Raw genomic sequence first — 14,505 nt, 5'->3', positions numbered from 1 at the left:
GGGCGGTGATAAATCTTGGCATAGCAGTGCCAACGGGTCGTGCAGTGAAACTACTGCGCCAAAAACTAACTAATCCGGAGTACTGGAATATGAAACTAACAATCCTCGCGCTGGCTTTGGCTGTTGCGGCTGGAAACGCTCAGGCTGAAGTCAAAAACTATGACTGCCAACTTCACAGCATGGAAGACCAGGGTTGGATTCCTCCCAGAGTTCTACTGAGTGTTGATGCCGATGCCAAACGGGCTCGTGCTTATGATGGGGCGATCCGGTCTGCGAACGAACTGGCAAAAATTGATGAAGAAACACCCGCCGATGCAAAACTCAAGCTAACGCGAAAGGGCGAGTATCGCATGTCATGGCGTGTGACGTTGTCATCCAACAGCAAGCGCCAGTACCGCGTGTCTTACACGGCGACCGTTGATCCCAAAACAAACTTCTTCAAGATGACCGCGAGTTTTGCGCAGGCCAATCTTTCGAACCGTCCCAGCGGCACTGGTTCGTGTAAACCGGTGTCTTCGCCCAACCTATTTTGAGGCAACGACTGACTGAATGGCCATTTTGGCCATTCAGTCAGTCAGCAAAAAGGTCTGGAATCCCGACAGCGCGGCGTTTCTGGAGAGATTCTTGAGCCCTTCACTGGTTCCGTCACTGCCCTGGCAGGACCCATAAAAGGACAAAAGATCTGCAATTCCGGACATGCAATCCTCGCGTCGGCTGGCATCGAGAAGAGGCGCGTGTGTGGATAAATAGAGCGCGGGACGGTGTTTCTTCAGAAACGGGATGAGAGTGGGCAGAACGGCGTATTCCGCCCCCTCAATATCCATCTTGACCAGCGATACGCCAGACAGATCATTCGCGGCCTCGAACTGATCCCATGCAACTGTCAAGGCATCGGATCCATGCGCGCCGTCATGAAGCAGGGAACTGGTGGAATCGCCCGGTTCTCCGCGGACCGAGGCCATGCGGGCCACGCCGAATTGATCCGACAACGCCACGCCAAAGGCCGAGACGTTGTGGATGTCGTTCAGGTCCAGATTCCACGCCAGATGCCGGAACGCGGTCGGGTCGGGTTCGAAACACCAGACATGGCGGGCCTTGCGGGCACCATACAGAACCGTGGGGCCGATCCAGGCGCCGATGTCCAGATAATCGCTGTTCGGTGACAGATATTTGTCGAGTACCGCGAAGGTCTCGGGTTCCCAGGCACCGGCAGAGGCCTTGCGCCAGAATTTCGAATGATAGGGGTCCAGCCGAAATGGCTCTCCGTTGAGGTTGCCCGCATAGTATCCGCGGGCGCGGTAGAACATCTTGCGCGCCTGTGTCAGCATCGCGGGCCTCCGGGTTTTGTCATCTCTGCCCTTGACCTGCGGCGCTTGCCAAAGCATGTAACCTTTGGAAACCGCAACATTCATTTTCAACAGGGGGCCGAGATGGCTTTTGAACTTCCTGATCTTCCTTATGCACATGACGCGCTGGCAGCCAAGGGTATGTCCGCGGAAACGCTGGAATATCACCACGACCTGCACCACAAGGCCTATGTCGACAACGGCAACAAGCTGATCGCCGGCACCGAGTGGGACGGCAAGTCTCTGGAAGAGATCATCGTTGGCACCTATGACGCAAATGCCGTCGCGCAGAACGGCATCTTCAACAACATCAGCCAGCTGTGGAACCACAACCAGTTCTGGGAAATGATGGGCCCCGGCGGCAACGCCATGCCCGGTGAGCTGGAGAAGGCTCTGACCGAAAGCTTCGGCTCGGTTGACGAGTTCAAGTCGCAGTTCAGCGCCGCCGGTGCTGGCCAGTTCGGCTCGGGCTGGGCGTGGCTGGTCAAGAACGCGGACGGCTCGCTGGCCGTGACCAAAACCGAAAACGGCGTGAACCCGCTGTGCTTCAACCAAACCGCTCTGCTGGGCTGTGACGTGTGGGAGCACTCGTACTACATCGATTTCCGCAACAAGCGCCCGGCGTACCTGTCGAACTTCCTCGACAATCTGGTGAACTGGGAAAACGTTGCATCGCGGATGTAATCAATGACCCGATGAGGGGTCATCTAGGGCCTGCTGGCGGTGACGCTGGCAGGCCTTTTTGCTGCCGGACGCACGTGCATTTGATCGCAATTCGAAATCTCTGAGCAGGTGCTGGCATGACAGGAGAAAACCCGCCGATGAAGAAAGTTTCATCCTGAGACGGGATTGCACCCAGCCCCGCAGTGCTTACCTTAAGTGAGGCGGAGGGAGAGACCGCCAATCAACTGAAACACAATCAGGCAACGCACCGGATCGCTCTGGTCGCGTCACGGTAAACCTTTGCCTGATGGATGAGGATGGCCGTAACAGCCATTACAAGGAGAGCACGATGGTCGCACTTGAGCAGGGAACCTGGGTTGTCATTGCAGATGGGGAAAAGGCGTTGTTTGTCGAAAACATCACCGATGCCGAAGACCCCAATCTGGTTGTTGTCTCGGTTGAAGAGCAGGACGCTTTCACTGGCCCGACCGATCGGGCAGGGCGGCGGTTCGATGGTGGGCCAAACCAGAAATCGGCGGTTGAAGAGCCGAACTGGAAAACCCATGCGAAATCTCTGTTTGTTCAGGATGTTGCCAATCTACTGAACCGCAAGGGGCTGAAGGGCGCGTTCAACCGTCTGGTTCTGGTCGCCAGCCCGCATGTTCTGGGCCTTCTGCGCCGCCGTCTACACAGCGAGGTGCTGGCCAAGGTTGTGGCCGAGGTCGACAAGACCCTGACCAACCACCCCATTCACAAGGTTGAAAAGCTGTTGACCAGCCGCCTGAGCCCGGCCACTTAAGCGATTTCACCAAAACGGGCGGTCAAGAACCGCCCGTTCCGCCATCAGGTCAGGACACTGCGCAGGGTGGACATTGCGTCTGCCGGGCTGTCGACCCAGGTGATGAAATCCGCCAGCGATCCGTCGGCGAACCCCTGACCGATGACCTGCTGCAACAGATCGTGCAGCGTATCCCAGTAGCCGTCCACATTCATCACCAGAATGGGCTTTTCATGCAGGCCCAGTTGGCGCCATGTCAGGGCTTCGAACAGCTCGTCCAGCGATCCCGGACCGCCGGGCAGGACCACCACCGCATCCGCATTCATGATCATCACCTTTTTCCGTTCGTGCATCGTCTCGGTGATCACAAACCGGGTCAGGTCGGTTTTGCCGACCTCACGTTGCAGCAGGTGAACCGGGATCACGCCGAACGTATCGCCTCCGGCGGATTGGGCGGCGCGCGCGACCTCACCCATCAGGCCAACATCCCCGGCGCCGTAGACCAGACGCCAGCCTTCCTGCGCCAGCAGGGTGCCAAAGGTTTTCGCGGCGTCCGAATAGGCGGAATTGGTGCCGTTGCGTGACCCGCAATACACACAAACAGATTTCTGAGTCATCGTGAACGCTCTCCGGGGTTGTGCCTGAGGTTTTGACCCCTGATAGCGGGATTGATAGATTGGCTCAACCGTCAGGCAGAATGTGTTATTGTCAAAGCACTTGCGCTGCGGAGTGAAAGGAAAAACATGAAGGCCGAGTCGGGAGAGACAAGCTCTGGCAATGTCGTCTGGGGGGTGATCGCCGGTATCGTGGTTGCGGTCGGAGCGGGCGGGTTGCTGCTGTCCGGTATGCGCGGTGACGCGCCCGAAGAACCCGCGCCGCAGGTCGAGGTTGCGGTTCAAAGCACCGAGGACAGCACTCCCGATGAACCAGTCGAACAAGCGCCCGAGGCCGACGCGCCCAGCGGCGAAGAAGACAGTACGGCAGAGGTCGCACCCTCGCTGGATCAGATATATGTCGCGCCGGACGGCAATGCGGTCCTGTCGGGTTCGGCCGCGCCGGGCGCCGAGATAAACGTGCTGCTGGACGGAGAGTCGGTGCACAGTTTCACGGTCGATCCCAGTGGTCAGTTTGCGGAATTCGTGTCGATCCCGTTTTCCGACACCGCGCGTGGCCTGACGCTGGAAACGCAGGGCGATCTGCCGGTGCGTTCGGATGACTATGTTATCGCGGCCCTGCCAGAGCCGGAACCGGTGGACGAACCTGCAGCGCCTGCCGAACCGACTGAAACCGCAAATGCTGAGCCGGAGAGTGCGGAAATCGAAGAGGCTGCGGCAACCGAAACAGCAGTCGCGCCCGCGCCGGAACCAGCAACCGAAACAGCCGCCGCGTCCGCGCCAGATGCTGAGCCCGAACAGACGGCGCAAGCCGACGGTGAAGATGCGCAGCCCCAGGGGGTTGCCGTCCTGCGGTCCGGTGAGGATGGCGTCGAACTGGTGCAGGCGCCCACAGCGCAACCGCAGGCGCCGGATCAGGTTGCTCTGGACACGATCGGCTATTCCAATACCGGCGATGTCGAACTGACGGGCCGGGTGCCGGACGGATCGGTTGTACGCCTTTATCTGGACAACCGGCTGGTGGATGATCTGACCCCCGCCGAAGACGGAAAATGGCGCAGTGAGTTGGATGGGGTCGAACCCGGCGTCTATACCCTGCGCGTGGATGAGGTCGGCGCGGATGGCACGGTGGTCAGCCGCCTGGAAACCCCGTTCAAGCGCGAACCGCAAGAGGTTCTGCGCGCGGCCGAGGCGACCGACGAACCGGAACTTGATTCCGACACGCCTGCGATCCGGTCCGTGACCGTGCAGAAAGGCGACACGCTCTGGGCCATTTCGCGCGAACGGTTCGGCGACGGTGTTCTGTATGTCAGGCTGTTCGAAGCCAACCGGGATGCGATCCGTGACCCTGACCTGATTTATCCCGGTCAGATATTCACGATCCCTGAATAAACCTTTTGCCTCTGGCCCTTTTCGGGGCAGGGGCTATCTCTGACCGCAGATCAGGTACGTGATGAGACGAACAGCCCCGATGCATTCCGATGACATGCCCAAAACAGACGAGCGCCGTTCCGGCTGGCGCACGATCCGCAAGGTTGCGCCGTATCTCTGGCCCGAGGATGAGCCCTGGGTCAAACGCCGGGTGGTTCTGGCGCTTGGGATGTTGGTGCTGGCCAAGTTGATCGCGGTCTACACGCCGATCCTGTACAAGGGCGCGGTTGACGCTTTGGCCGGAGAGGGCGTACCGCCGCTGGCCTTGGGGGCCGTAGGGCTGACCGTGGCCTACGGCGTGGCGCGGATGATGACCGTTGGTTTTCAACAGCTGCGCGATGCGGCCTTTGCACCGGTGGGGCAGCGCGCCTTGCGGGCCTTGGCGCTTGAGACCTTTCAGCACATCCACCAGCTTTCGATGCGCTATCATGTGACGCGCCGCACCGGGGGGCTTAGCCGGATCATCGAGCGCGGCGTGAAAGGCGTGGAATTCCTGCTGCGATTCCTGCTGTTCTCGATCGGGCCGCTGATCCTGGAACTGCTGCTGGTGGCGATCATCCTGATGTGGCTGTTCGATGTCTGGTATCTGGTCGTTGTGGCGGTGACCATCGGCTTCTATATCTGGTTCACTTTCGCCGTCACTGAATGGCGCGTGAAGCTGCGGCGTGAGATGAACGATCAGGATACCGAGGCCAACCAACGGGCCATCGACAGCTTGCTGAACTTTGAAACCGTCAAATATTTCAACGCCGAACAACGCGAAGCTGCACGCTATGACGTTTCGATGAAGGCCTATGCTGGGGCGGCGCTGAAAACGGCATACTCGCTGGCCTTTCTGAATTTCGGCCAGTCTTTCCTGATCACCTGCGGGCTGATCGGAGTGATGGTTCTGGCTGCTATCGGGGTGCAGAATGGTTCGCTGACCGTGGGTGATTTCGTCATGGTCAACGCCTACATGATCCAGATCACCGTGCCGCTGAACTTTCTGGGCACGGTGTACCGGGAAATCCGCCAGTCGCTGGTGGATATGGGGCAGATGTTCGACCTGCTGGAACAACCCGCCGAGGTCACTGATAAACCCGACGCGCCGGACCTTGTGGTCAATGGCGGAGAGGTCACGCTGGAGAAAGTCCATTTCGGCTATGACTTGGACCGGGAAATCCTCAAGGGCGTGTCGCTGACGGTGCCGGCAGGGCAGACCGTGGCCATCGTTGGGGCAACGGGTTCGGGCAAGTCCACCATCGGGCGGCTGCTGTTCCGGTTCTATGACGTGACCGGCGGCGCGTTGAAGATCGACGGGCAGGACGTGCGCGACGTGACGCAGAACAGCCTGCATTCCGCGATTGGCGTGGTGCCTCAGGACACGGTGCTGTTCAACGACACCATCCGCTATAACATCGCCTATGGCCGTGATGGCGCCAGCCAGGAAGAGGTCGAAGCCGCTGCGAAAGCCGCCCAGATTCACGACTTCATCGTCACGCTGCCCGAAGGGTATGACACCAAGGTTGGCGAGCGGGGACTGAAGCTGTCGGGTGGCGAAAAACAGCGGGTCGGCATCGCCCGAACGCTGCTCAAGAACCCGCCGATCCTGTTGCTGGACGAGGCGACCTCGGCGCTGGATACCGATACCGAACAGGACATCAAGGACGCGCTGGCGCGGGCCGGGGAAGGGCGCACCGTACTGACCATCGCGCACCGGCTCAGCACCATCGCTGAGGCTGACCGCATCGTCGTGCTGGAACAGGGAGAAATCCTTGAGCAGGGCACCCATGATGAACTGCTGCAACGCGAAGGCCGCTATGCGCAGTTGTGGAGCCGCCAGCAATCGGATGCACAGGCCGCCTGACATACGCTGCGCGGGGATGTGCTATGATAGCCGGGTATAGGAGGAGGTGGTGTGATGCGAAAACTCGTTCGACTTGCAGCTATTGCAGCCGCGCTCGCCCTGTTGGCGCCAGCCCTTGCGGCGGCCGATCCCATCGTGGGCGTCTGGAAAACCGAACCGGACCGGAAAAAGCTGATTTCTCATATCAAGATTTCGGCCTGCGGAGACAAGTTTTGCGGCCAGATTCAGTCGGCCTATGACACGTCCGGCAAAGAGGTGCAGACCCCGAATATCGGCAAGAAACTGTTCTGGGATGTGGCTGCCGAAGGAGGCGGTAAATACGGCGGAGGGGATTTCTGGATTCCCATGGTCAATGTGGACGTCGTGCCGCAGATGACGCTGGACGGGGATACCCTGCGCGTACGCGGTTGTGATCACGCGATTTGTGGGCACCAGACCTGGACCCGTTTGTCCAAGTGACTGACCACGCAAATTGAAAAAAGGCGAGCTTTCCGGCTCGCCTTTTTCCTATTCCGCAGCTTTCAGCGGTGATGTGGGCCGGGGACCCGGGTCTTGTCCGGGGTCTTTGTCTTGGTCCGCCGGGGGGGTCTCGTCGTCCCAGACAACCTCGGTTGCCTGCGCCTGACGGGCGGCCTTGCCGATGGCCATATCCTGCGCAATTTGGCTGGACCGTCCTCTTGTTGCGCGAGCCAGAACTCTGCCCAGCCATACCAGATAGGTTGTCACCCACACCCGCAGCGCCAGCAGCGAAGGCGTAACGATCAGCGTCAGGACCGTGGCGATGCCCAAGCCAAACACCACTGCCGTGGCCAGCTGTTTCCACCACAGCGCCGTCGGGCTGTTGATCGAATAGCCGCCATTGATGAAGTCCAGCGACAGGCCGAACATCATCGGCGTCAGACCGGCCATCGTGGTCAGGGTGGTCAGCAGAACCGGACGGATACGCGCCTCGGCGGTGCGGACGATCGCCTCGATCCGGGGCATGTAGCGGCTGTATTCCTGATAGGTGTCGATCAGAACGATGTTGTTGTTCACCACGATCCCCGCCAGCGCCACGATGCCTGTGCCGGTCATGATGATCGAGAACGGCTGTTGCATGACGATCATCCCGATCAGAACCCCAGTGGTCGACAGCACAACCGCCAGCAGCACCAGCACCGAGTTATACAGCGAGTTGAACTGCGCCAGCAGGATCACGAACATCAGACCCAGTGCGCCCAGGAAGGCGCTTTGCAGGAAGGCTCCGGATTCCTCCTGATCCTCCTGGTCGCCGGTCCATTCCCAGCTGACGGTGTTGTTGAAGGGATTGGTTTCAAGCCACTTGGTCAGAAGAGCGATACGTTCGTTCGGGTTAATTGGCCAGAAATTCGAAGAAGTGGCTTTCTCCTGCAATTCCTGAATGTCGGCAGCACCGGTGAGCTGCATGACCTCAAAGATCTTTCCGTTTTTGTCGGAAATCGTTGGTAGTGTAGAGGAATTGCCTTCCTCTACTGCTCGAACAATGGCCAGCCGCTTTTCCTTAAATTCTGTGTCTATGCTCTCATCTCTATGATCAGCACTTATATGCACGACGTCGATCAACCCCGGTTCGACATCCGCCTTCACGTCGTAGTACCGCTGCTGGTCGATCCGGTTGATCTCGGCCAGTTTGGCCACCGGCTGGCGGGTGACGAAGTTGGACAGCGGCACCAGCCCGTCGGGCGTGCGTACCTTAAGCGAGTCGAGTGTCGACAGAACCCGGTCGTCTTCGGGCAGGCGGACGCGAATCTCAACCTCTTCATCGGTGCTGTCGGGGCGCATTTCACCCAGCAGGATGCCGCGCGTGACCAGTTGCACCATCGCGCCGACAGTGGCGACGTCGGCGCCGAACCGGCCAGCCTTGGCCACGTCCACGTCGATCTGCCAGTCGATGCCGGGCAGGGGCATGGTGTCTTCGACCTTGATCAGGCCGGGCGTTTCGTCGAACACGGCGCGCGCCGATTGGGCGGCTTCGGTCAGGTCTTCCCACCCGTCGCCCTTGATGCGCAGATGCACGGGCTTGGCCCCGGCCGGACCCTGTTCCAGCGGCAGGATTTCCACGATGAAGCCGGGCAGCTTGGCGAGTTCCGCGTTCAACTCGTCCAGAACGAAATCACCATCGTATTCCGGGGCGATGGTTTCGCGGTCGAACAGCCCGAACAGGGCGGGTTCGGTCTGCTTGGGTCGGTCTTCCCATGGAGTGATTTCGAACTGCACACGGCCCACGGTATCGGCAGGCGCCTGCGCGCCACCGTTGTTCTGGTTCAGACCTCCTTCGCCAGCAAAGGCGAACACGTTGGTCACGGCCGGGTGTGCGCTGATCACCTCTTCGGCGGCCAGCACCATCGCGTCTTTTTCGTGCAGCGACAGGTTGCCCCGCGCACGGACATAGGCAGTGGCCTGTTCCGGTTCGGTTTCGACGAAGAACTCGACACCACGGTTGTTGTTCATGAAATAGGTCATCACCCCCATGACACCGAGGGCGACGACAGCAATGGAAACCACCGGCATGATCGGGTTGCCGACGAGGAATTTGACCACGTAACCGAACGGGGTATGCTCACGCGCGGTGTGGACTCGTTCTTCGTGGTGGCGCTCGATCTTGGCGGCGCTCAGGGTCACGGAACCGGCAAAGCCGCCTGCGATGAACAACAGCGCACCCGACACCACGCCCCCGGGCAACAGGTAGTCCGGGTTCAGCATCTGCATTGCGCCAAGGAAGATCATATACAGCGACGGCGGCACCAGCACGGCCCGCACCCACCACGGAGCGACACCGCGCAGCCAGTTTGAGGTGTGATCGAAAGTCCGGCTGAGGCGGCCCGAGACACCACCCACGACGGGTAGGTAGATCAGCGCGACGATCAGCGACGAGGACAGCACGAAAATCAGTGTGATCGGCAGCATCTTCATGAACTCGCCCGGAACACCCGGCCAGAACAGCATCGGCAGGAAGGCGCACAACGTTGTCGCGGTGGACGATACGATGGGCCAGAACATCCGCTGTGCCGCCTCGACATAGGCGTGCATCGGGCCGATGCCTTCCTTGATGCGTTTGTCGGCGTATTCCACCACCACGATGGCCCCATCGACCAGCATCCCCACGGCCAGGATCAACCCGAACATCACCATGTTCGAGATGCTGACGCCCATGATGGCCAAAAACGCAAAGCTCAGCAGGAACGAGGTCGGGATGGCAAAGCCCACCAGCAGCGCGGCGCGGGTGCCCAGCGAGGCCAGAACCACGATCATCACCAGCGCGATGGCGGTCAGGACCGAGCCCTCAAGCTGGCGCACCATCGAGTCGACGATGCGGCTCTGGTCATTCGAGGTTCCGACATCGACGGCGGCACGCAGCTCGGCGGGCCATTTTTCCTGCGCAACGGCAAGAGTTTCTTTCACCTGCGCCACGGTGTCGATCAGGTTGAAGCCCTTGCGTTTGACCACCTGCAACGCCACGGTGGATTCGCCGTCGAACCGGGCGGTGCCTTCGCGGTCTTCAAAAGTATAGTTGATCTGCGCCAGCTCACCCATGGTCACGACACGGTCGCCATTGACCTTGACGGGCAGGCTGTAGACATCCTCAGCGGTTTTGAACGACGACGGGATCTTGACCGAGAATGTGCCTTGCGCGGTGTCGACCTCACCTGCGGCGATCAGCTGGTTGTTGTTTTGTACGACGCTGATCAACTCATCCGCCGATACGTCGTAGGCCTCAAGCCGCAGCGGGTCGATGATGACTTCAAGCAGTTCGTCGCGATTGCCCGCTATCCCGGCCTCAAGCACCGAATCCAGCGCTTCCAGATCGTCCTGCAGGTCTTTGGCAATGCGCGCCATCGTGCGTTCGGGCACAGCACCGGTCAGGTTGACGATGACGATGGGGAATTCGGAGAAATTGATTTCGAACAACGAATACTGCTCGGCTCCGTCCGGGAAATCGGCCTGAGCGCTGTTCATCGCATCACGCACATCCGCCATGATCGCGGTCTTGTCCCAGCCGAAATCGAATTCGAGCGCGATACCTGCGTATCCCTCGGCGGCAGTGGCGGTCATCTCTTTCAGACCGTCCAGATCCGCCAGCTCGGTTTCCATCGGCTTGATCAGCAGGTTTTCCGAATCCTCGGCAGAGATGCCAGGAAACTGGACCGAGACGAACAGGGCCGGGATTTCGATATCCGGCTCGCCTTCCTTGGGCAGGCTGACATAGGCAAACCCGCCGACAATCAGCGAGATCGCGATGAAGGCCAGAACCATGCGGGCCCTGTCGGCGGCCCATCCTACCAATCCGGTCATTGTTCAGCTTCCCGATAGGTGGGCTTGACCGTGACGCCCTGTGTCACAAATTCCTGCCCCACAACGATGACATCCGCGGTTTCCGGTAGCCCGTCGACCCAGACGCCCTCGGCCGTGTCGCGCAGCAAACGGATCGGCATGAAGCCGACCAAATTCTCGGCGCCTACGGTGCGGACGCCAACCTGACCTTCGTTATTCAGTGTCAGGGCAGACTGTGGCAGCAGATGCGCCTTGGCTCCTTCGGCCGAAATGCGGATATCGGCGGTCTGACCATCGCGGATAGTCAGGTTCGGATTCGGGACGGTGATCTCAACCTCGAAGGTACGGGTCGTTTCATCGGCAGACCGGCTCAGGAATGTGACACGGCCTGCGACCTGAAGACCGGTCACCAGCCGCGCCGACGCTTCCGAGCCGACAAGGATTTTGTTCACATCGACCTCGGGCACGAAACCGACCAGCTTGATCGGGTCCAGCTGAATGACGGTGGCACACAGTGAGCCGGGTTGCATCAGGCTGCCCAATTCGGCGGTGTCGCTTTCCAGCAGCCCTTTGAACGGGGCTTCGATGGTCTGACGGTCGATCTCGCGCTGGGCGGCCTTGACTTCGGCGATGGCGGCTTCGATGCCTGCACGGGTGGCTTCCAGACCGGCCTCGGCGGTTTTCACACCGGCCTCGGCCGAGCGCATTGCGGCCTCGCTGGAAATCCGGCGGGTTTCCGATCCGAATCCGGTTTCCGAAAGTTTCTGCGCGGCCGTCAGGTTGATCTGCGCCTCGGCGACCAGCGCGTGCGCTTCTTCCAGACGGGCCTCGGCCTCGGGGATGCGGCTTTCGGCCTCAAGCCGGGCGGCTTCGGCCTCGGCCAGACTGGCGGGGCGGGTGCCGGGGTCCAGCTCGCACAACAGGTCACCTGCCTCGACAAAGGTGCCCTTGCGCTTGGGTTCCGAAATCACGGTCGAGGTCGTTTCGGCCAGAACTTCGACCTGACGGTTGGCCTTGGTCTGCCCGCGCACCAGCACGGCACTGTCGATTTCCCGAGCGGCGGACCGCAGAACAACAACGCCAATGGCGTTCTGGCCTGACGTTACGTCGCCTGCGGATTCCGTGCTGGATGCCGCATCGGCCTCAGAGTCGCCACGACCGGCAAAAGCAAACAGCGCGTCCCGTTCGAAAACCAGAAAGAACAGTGCTGCAATCACCAAAATCGCATTCACGAATGAAATCAAACGCATACAGAGACTCTCCCAGAATTCGCCGCCGATTGTCCTTCGACGTGTATGCCTGAAAATGGAGTCAGGCACGTATCATTTCTACACTAAACTGAATAGTTCGGTTCACTTTTTTGCGCAAGGGTGGCGCGTTGCGGTGAAAATGCGCGAATTCCGGCCCTTGGCTTGGCAAAGGCGCCGGGGTATGACATGGCGCCATACGAACAGGTTACAGCCCAGGGAGCAGGGATGAGCGACACCGACAGTTTTATTGATGAGGTGACCGAAGAGGTCCGCCGCGACCGCCTGTTCCTGCTGCTGCGCCGCTGGGGCTGGATTGGCGTTCTGGCCGTCATCCTGATCGTGGGCGGTGCCGCCTTCAACGAGATCCGCAAGGCCCGGACCACAGGCGCCGCAGAAAAGCTGGGGGATCAGATTCTGAGCGCGCTGACGCAGAATGACTCGGCCGAACGTGCCGCCAGCCTGGCCAGCATCGACGCGGCCACGCCCGGTGGTGATGCGGTTTTGAACCTGCTGCTGTCGTCTTCGCAGATTGAGACCGGATCGCGCGAAGACGCTGTGAACAGCCTGAACGCCGTTGCTGTTCAGGGTGATCTGCCCGAGATTTACCGCGCCATTGCCGCCTTCAAGGCGCTGCTGCTGCAAAGCGACACTCTGCCGGTTGCTGACCGCCGCCAGCAGTTCGAAGCCCTTGCAGCACCGGGTGCCCCTTTGCGGTTGCTGGCCGAGGAACAGCTGGCTCTGATCGACATTTCCGAGGGCAACACCGATGCGGCGATTGAACGGCTGCAGGCGATGCGTCAGGACGCAGAGGTCGGCGTTGACCTTCAGCAGCGTGCTGCACAATTGATTGTCGCGCTTGGCGGCGAACCAGAACCGTTGGTCGCCCAGCAGGGCTGATCCGGCGGCGAAAAATATGACAGGCGAGTTCGGAGTACTATGGTGACAAGTCTTTTCTCCCGCGTTGGATTGACGGTTGCGGCGCTATCGCTGACGGTGCTTGCTGCCTGTGAGGAACAAGAACTCATCCTGCCTGGCGAGCGCGAAGATATCCGCCCGGCCTCGGATACCGAAAAGGTCGAAACCCGCGGCGCGAAGCCGATCAGCCTGCCGGCGCAAAAGGCGAATGCCAACTGGTCGCAAAGCGCCGGAACGCCGACCTACCGCACCACCAATGCTGCCCTGCGCGCCACGCCTCAGCGCATCTGGTCGACCTCGATCGGTGACGGGGATTCGCGCAAGCTGCGCATCACTGCCGAACCGGTCGTTGCTGGCGGCCTGATCTATACGCTGGATTCCCGCGCGACCGTTTCTGCGGTGACCCCGCAGGGGCAGGTGGCGTGGAACACGAACCTGATCCCCGCAACTGACGGGGATTCGGATGCGACGGGTGGCGGGCTGGCCTATGCCAATGGCGTGCTCTACGTGTCATCCGGGTTTGGGCGGCTGACGGCGCTGGATGCGAAATCCGGCGCGATCAAATGGCAGAAGCGCCTGAACGCCACCGGCAGCGGTGCGCCTCTGGTCAATGACGGCCTGCTGTATCTGGTTGCGGGTGACGAAACCGGATGGGCGGTGAATACCAAGGATGGTCGCATCGCGTGGCAGGTTCAGGGTACGCCGAGCGTCGGCAACGTGCTTGGCGCTCCGGCTCCGGTCATAGCGTCCGAGTTTGCCGTGTTTGCTTTTGGCTCGGGTGACGTGGCCGCAACGTTCCGCAAGGGCGGCATCCGGCGTTGGAATGCCTCGGTCGCGGGTGGGCGCCGGGGGCGTGCCGCAGCGCAGATCGTCGACGTGACTGGCGGACCCATGGTCGCTGGCGACAAGATCTATATCGGCAACCACTCGGGCCGGACCGTGGCATTTGACACGAATTCGGGCGAGCGGGTCTGGACTGCGGACGAAGGCGCGGTTGACACGGTTTGGCCAGCCGGCAACAGCCTGTTCCTGATCAGCGACCGCAGCCAGTTGGTCCGGCTGAATATCGCGGACGGCTCGATCGTCTGGGCGCAAGACCTGCCGGGTTTCGTGAAGGACAAACCGAAACGCCGTGGCCCGATCGTTGCACATTATGGTCCGATCATGGCGGGCGGTCGCATCGTGGTCGCTTCGAATGACGGTTATCTGCGGTTCTTCAATCCGGTGGACGGGACGTTGGTCAACAGGGTCGAAGTCCCCGGCGGCGCCACTACGGCCCCCGTTGTGGCGGGGCAAACGCTGTATGTCGTGTCGACCAAAGGTGATCTACACGCTTTCCGTTGACGACAAGATGCGTTAAAGGGCGCGTCTG

12 protein-coding genes are annotated in these 14,505 nt (G+C 60.5%); 8 read left to right on the top strand and 4 right to left on the bottom strand.

What is annotated here, in order from left to right:
• Positions 1 to 44 precede the first annotated feature (44 nt).
• Positions 45 to 533 (top strand): hypothetical protein, encoded by a 489-nt coding sequence (locus ACR0NT_RS06670; RefSeq protein ID WP_170671973.1) that lies wholly within the window; start codon positions 45 to 47, stop codon positions 531 to 533.
• Between the two features lie 33 nt (positions 534 to 566).
• On the opposite strand, the gene ACR0NT_RS06665 is transcribed toward ACR0NT_RS06670, so the two are convergent.
• Positions 567 to 1,328, bottom strand: a complete 762-nt coding sequence (locus ACR0NT_RS06665; RefSeq protein ID WP_170443254.1) for an FkbM family methyltransferase — start codon at positions 1,326 to 1,328, stop codon at positions 567 to 569.
• Between the two features lie 102 nt (positions 1,329 to 1,430).
• Here ACR0NT_RS06665 and ACR0NT_RS06660 point away from each other — a divergent pair, with 102 nt between their 5' ends.
• Entirely contained in the window at positions 1,431 to 2,030 is a 600-nt protein-coding gene (locus ACR0NT_RS06660; protein ID WP_170325347.1) for a superoxide dismutase, read from the top strand.
• A 328-nt stretch (positions 2,031 to 2,358) separates the two neighbouring features.
• Complete coding sequence (locus tag ACR0NT_RS06655) at positions 2,359 to 2,808, top strand: host attachment family protein (protein ID WP_170443256.1); 450 nt, start codon at positions 2,359 to 2,361, stop codon at positions 2,806 to 2,808.
• A 44-nt stretch (positions 2,809 to 2,852) separates the two neighbouring features.
• Here ACR0NT_RS06655 and ACR0NT_RS06650 read toward each other — a convergent pair whose 3' ends face one another.
• On the bottom strand, positions 2,853 to 3,404 hold the full coding sequence (locus ACR0NT_RS06650; RefSeq protein WP_170671971.1) for a TIGR00730 family Rossman fold protein: 552 nt from the start codon (positions 3,402 to 3,404) through the stop codon (positions 2,853 to 2,855).
• A 126-nt stretch (positions 3,405 to 3,530) separates the two neighbouring features.
• Here ACR0NT_RS06650 and ACR0NT_RS06645 point away from each other — a divergent pair, with 126 nt between their 5' ends.
• The 3 genes from ACR0NT_RS06645 to ACR0NT_RS06635 all read left to right on the top strand — a co-directional run bounded on the left by ACR0NT_RS06645 (position 3,531) and on the right by ACR0NT_RS06635 (position 7,137).
• Positions 3,531 to 4,793, top strand: coding sequence for a LysM peptidoglycan-binding domain-containing protein (locus tag ACR0NT_RS06645; RefSeq protein ID WP_170671969.1), 1,263 nt, complete (start codon positions 3,531 to 3,533; stop codon positions 4,791 to 4,793).
• A gap of 79 nt (positions 4,794 to 4,872) precedes the next feature.
• Complete coding sequence (locus ACR0NT_RS06640) at positions 4,873 to 6,678, top strand: ABCB family ABC transporter ATP-binding protein/permease (protein WP_480442833.1); 1,806 nt, start codon at positions 4,873 to 4,875, stop codon at positions 6,676 to 6,678.
• A 54-nt stretch (positions 6,679 to 6,732) separates the two neighbouring features.
• On the top strand, positions 6,733 to 7,137 hold the full coding sequence (locus tag ACR0NT_RS06635) for a DUF2147 domain-containing protein (protein WP_170671965.1): 405 nt from the start codon (positions 6,733 to 6,735) through the stop codon (positions 7,135 to 7,137).
• A 48-nt stretch (positions 7,138 to 7,185) separates the two neighbouring features.
• Here ACR0NT_RS06635 and ACR0NT_RS06630 read toward each other — a convergent pair whose 3' ends face one another.
• A complete protein-coding gene (locus ACR0NT_RS06630; protein ID WP_170671963.1) occupies positions 7,186 to 10,989 on the bottom strand; it encodes an efflux RND transporter permease subunit in 3,804 nt (1,267 codons plus the stop codon).
• Entirely contained in the window at positions 10,986 to 12,218 is a 1,233-nt protein-coding gene (locus ACR0NT_RS06625) for an efflux RND transporter periplasmic adaptor subunit (RefSeq protein WP_170443268.1), read from the bottom strand. The genes ACR0NT_RS06630 and ACR0NT_RS06625 overlap by 4 nt, the downstream gene beginning before the upstream one ends.
• 225 nt (positions 12,219 to 12,443) lie before the next feature.
• Between ACR0NT_RS06625 and ACR0NT_RS06620 the strand changes: the two genes are divergently transcribed.
• Positions 12,444 to 13,115: a hypothetical protein gene (locus ACR0NT_RS06620; RefSeq protein ID WP_170443270.1), complete on the top strand. Its 672-nt coding sequence runs from the start codon at positions 12,444 to 12,446 to the stop codon at positions 13,113 to 13,115.
• A gap of 39 nt (positions 13,116 to 13,154) precedes the next feature.
• The gene (locus ACR0NT_RS06615) at positions 13,155 to 14,477 is read left to right on the top strand and encodes a PQQ-like beta-propeller repeat protein (protein WP_170443272.1); all 1,323 of its coding nucleotides are present in this window, start codon (positions 13,155 to 13,157) and stop codon (positions 14,475 to 14,477) included.
• The last annotated feature ends 28 nt before the right edge of the window (positions 14,478 to 14,505 follow it).

The sequence above is a fragment of the Ruegeria sp. AB10 genome (assembly GCF_056542745.1).
The sequence above is the reverse complement of the archived record's forward strand: the minus strand, read 5'-3'. Positions and strand labels throughout refer to the sequence as shown.

Excerpts from the sequence above, each read along its gene's own strand:
- ACR0NT_RS06635 (WP_170671965.1), top strand. The coding sequence starts at position 6,733 with ATGCGAAAACTCGTTCGACTTGCAGCTATTGCAGCCGCGCTCGCCCTG.
- ACR0NT_RS06655 (WP_170443256.1), top strand. The coding sequence starts at position 2,359 with ATGGTCGCACTTGAGCAGGGAACCTGGGTTGTCATTGCAGATGGGGAA.
- ACR0NT_RS06665 (WP_170443254.1), bottom strand. The coding sequence starts at position 1,328 with ATGCTGACACAGGCGCGCAAGATGTTCTACCGCGCCCGCGGATACTAT.
- ACR0NT_RS06620 (WP_170443270.1), top strand. The coding sequence starts at position 12,444 with ATGAGCGACACCGACAGTTTTATTGATGAGGTGACCGAAGAGGTCCGC.
- ACR0NT_RS06625 (WP_170443268.1), bottom strand. The coding sequence starts at position 12,218 with ATGCGTTTGATTTCATTCGTGAATGCGATTTTGGTGATTGCAGCACTG.
- ACR0NT_RS06660 (WP_170325347.1), top strand. The coding sequence starts at position 1,431 with ATGGCTTTTGAACTTCCTGATCTTCCTTATGCACATGACGCGCTGGCA.
- ACR0NT_RS06650 (WP_170671971.1), bottom strand. The coding sequence starts at position 3,404 with ATGACTCAGAAATCTGTTTGTGTGTATTGCGGGTCACGCAACGGCACC.
- ACR0NT_RS06615 (WP_170443272.1), top strand. The coding sequence starts at position 13,155 with ATGGTGACAAGTCTTTTCTCCCGCGTTGGATTGACGGTTGCGGCGCTA.
- ACR0NT_RS06640 (WP_480442833.1), top strand. The coding sequence starts at position 4,873 with ATGCATTCCGATGACATGCCCAAAACAGACGAGCGCCGTTCCGGCTGG.
- ACR0NT_RS06630 (WP_170671963.1), bottom strand. The coding sequence starts at position 10,989 with ATGACCGGATTGGTAGGATGGGCCGCCGACAGGGCCCGCATGGTTCTG.
- ACR0NT_RS06645 (WP_170671969.1), top strand. The coding sequence starts at position 3,531 with ATGAAGGCCGAGTCGGGAGAGACAAGCTCTGGCAATGTCGTCTGGGGG.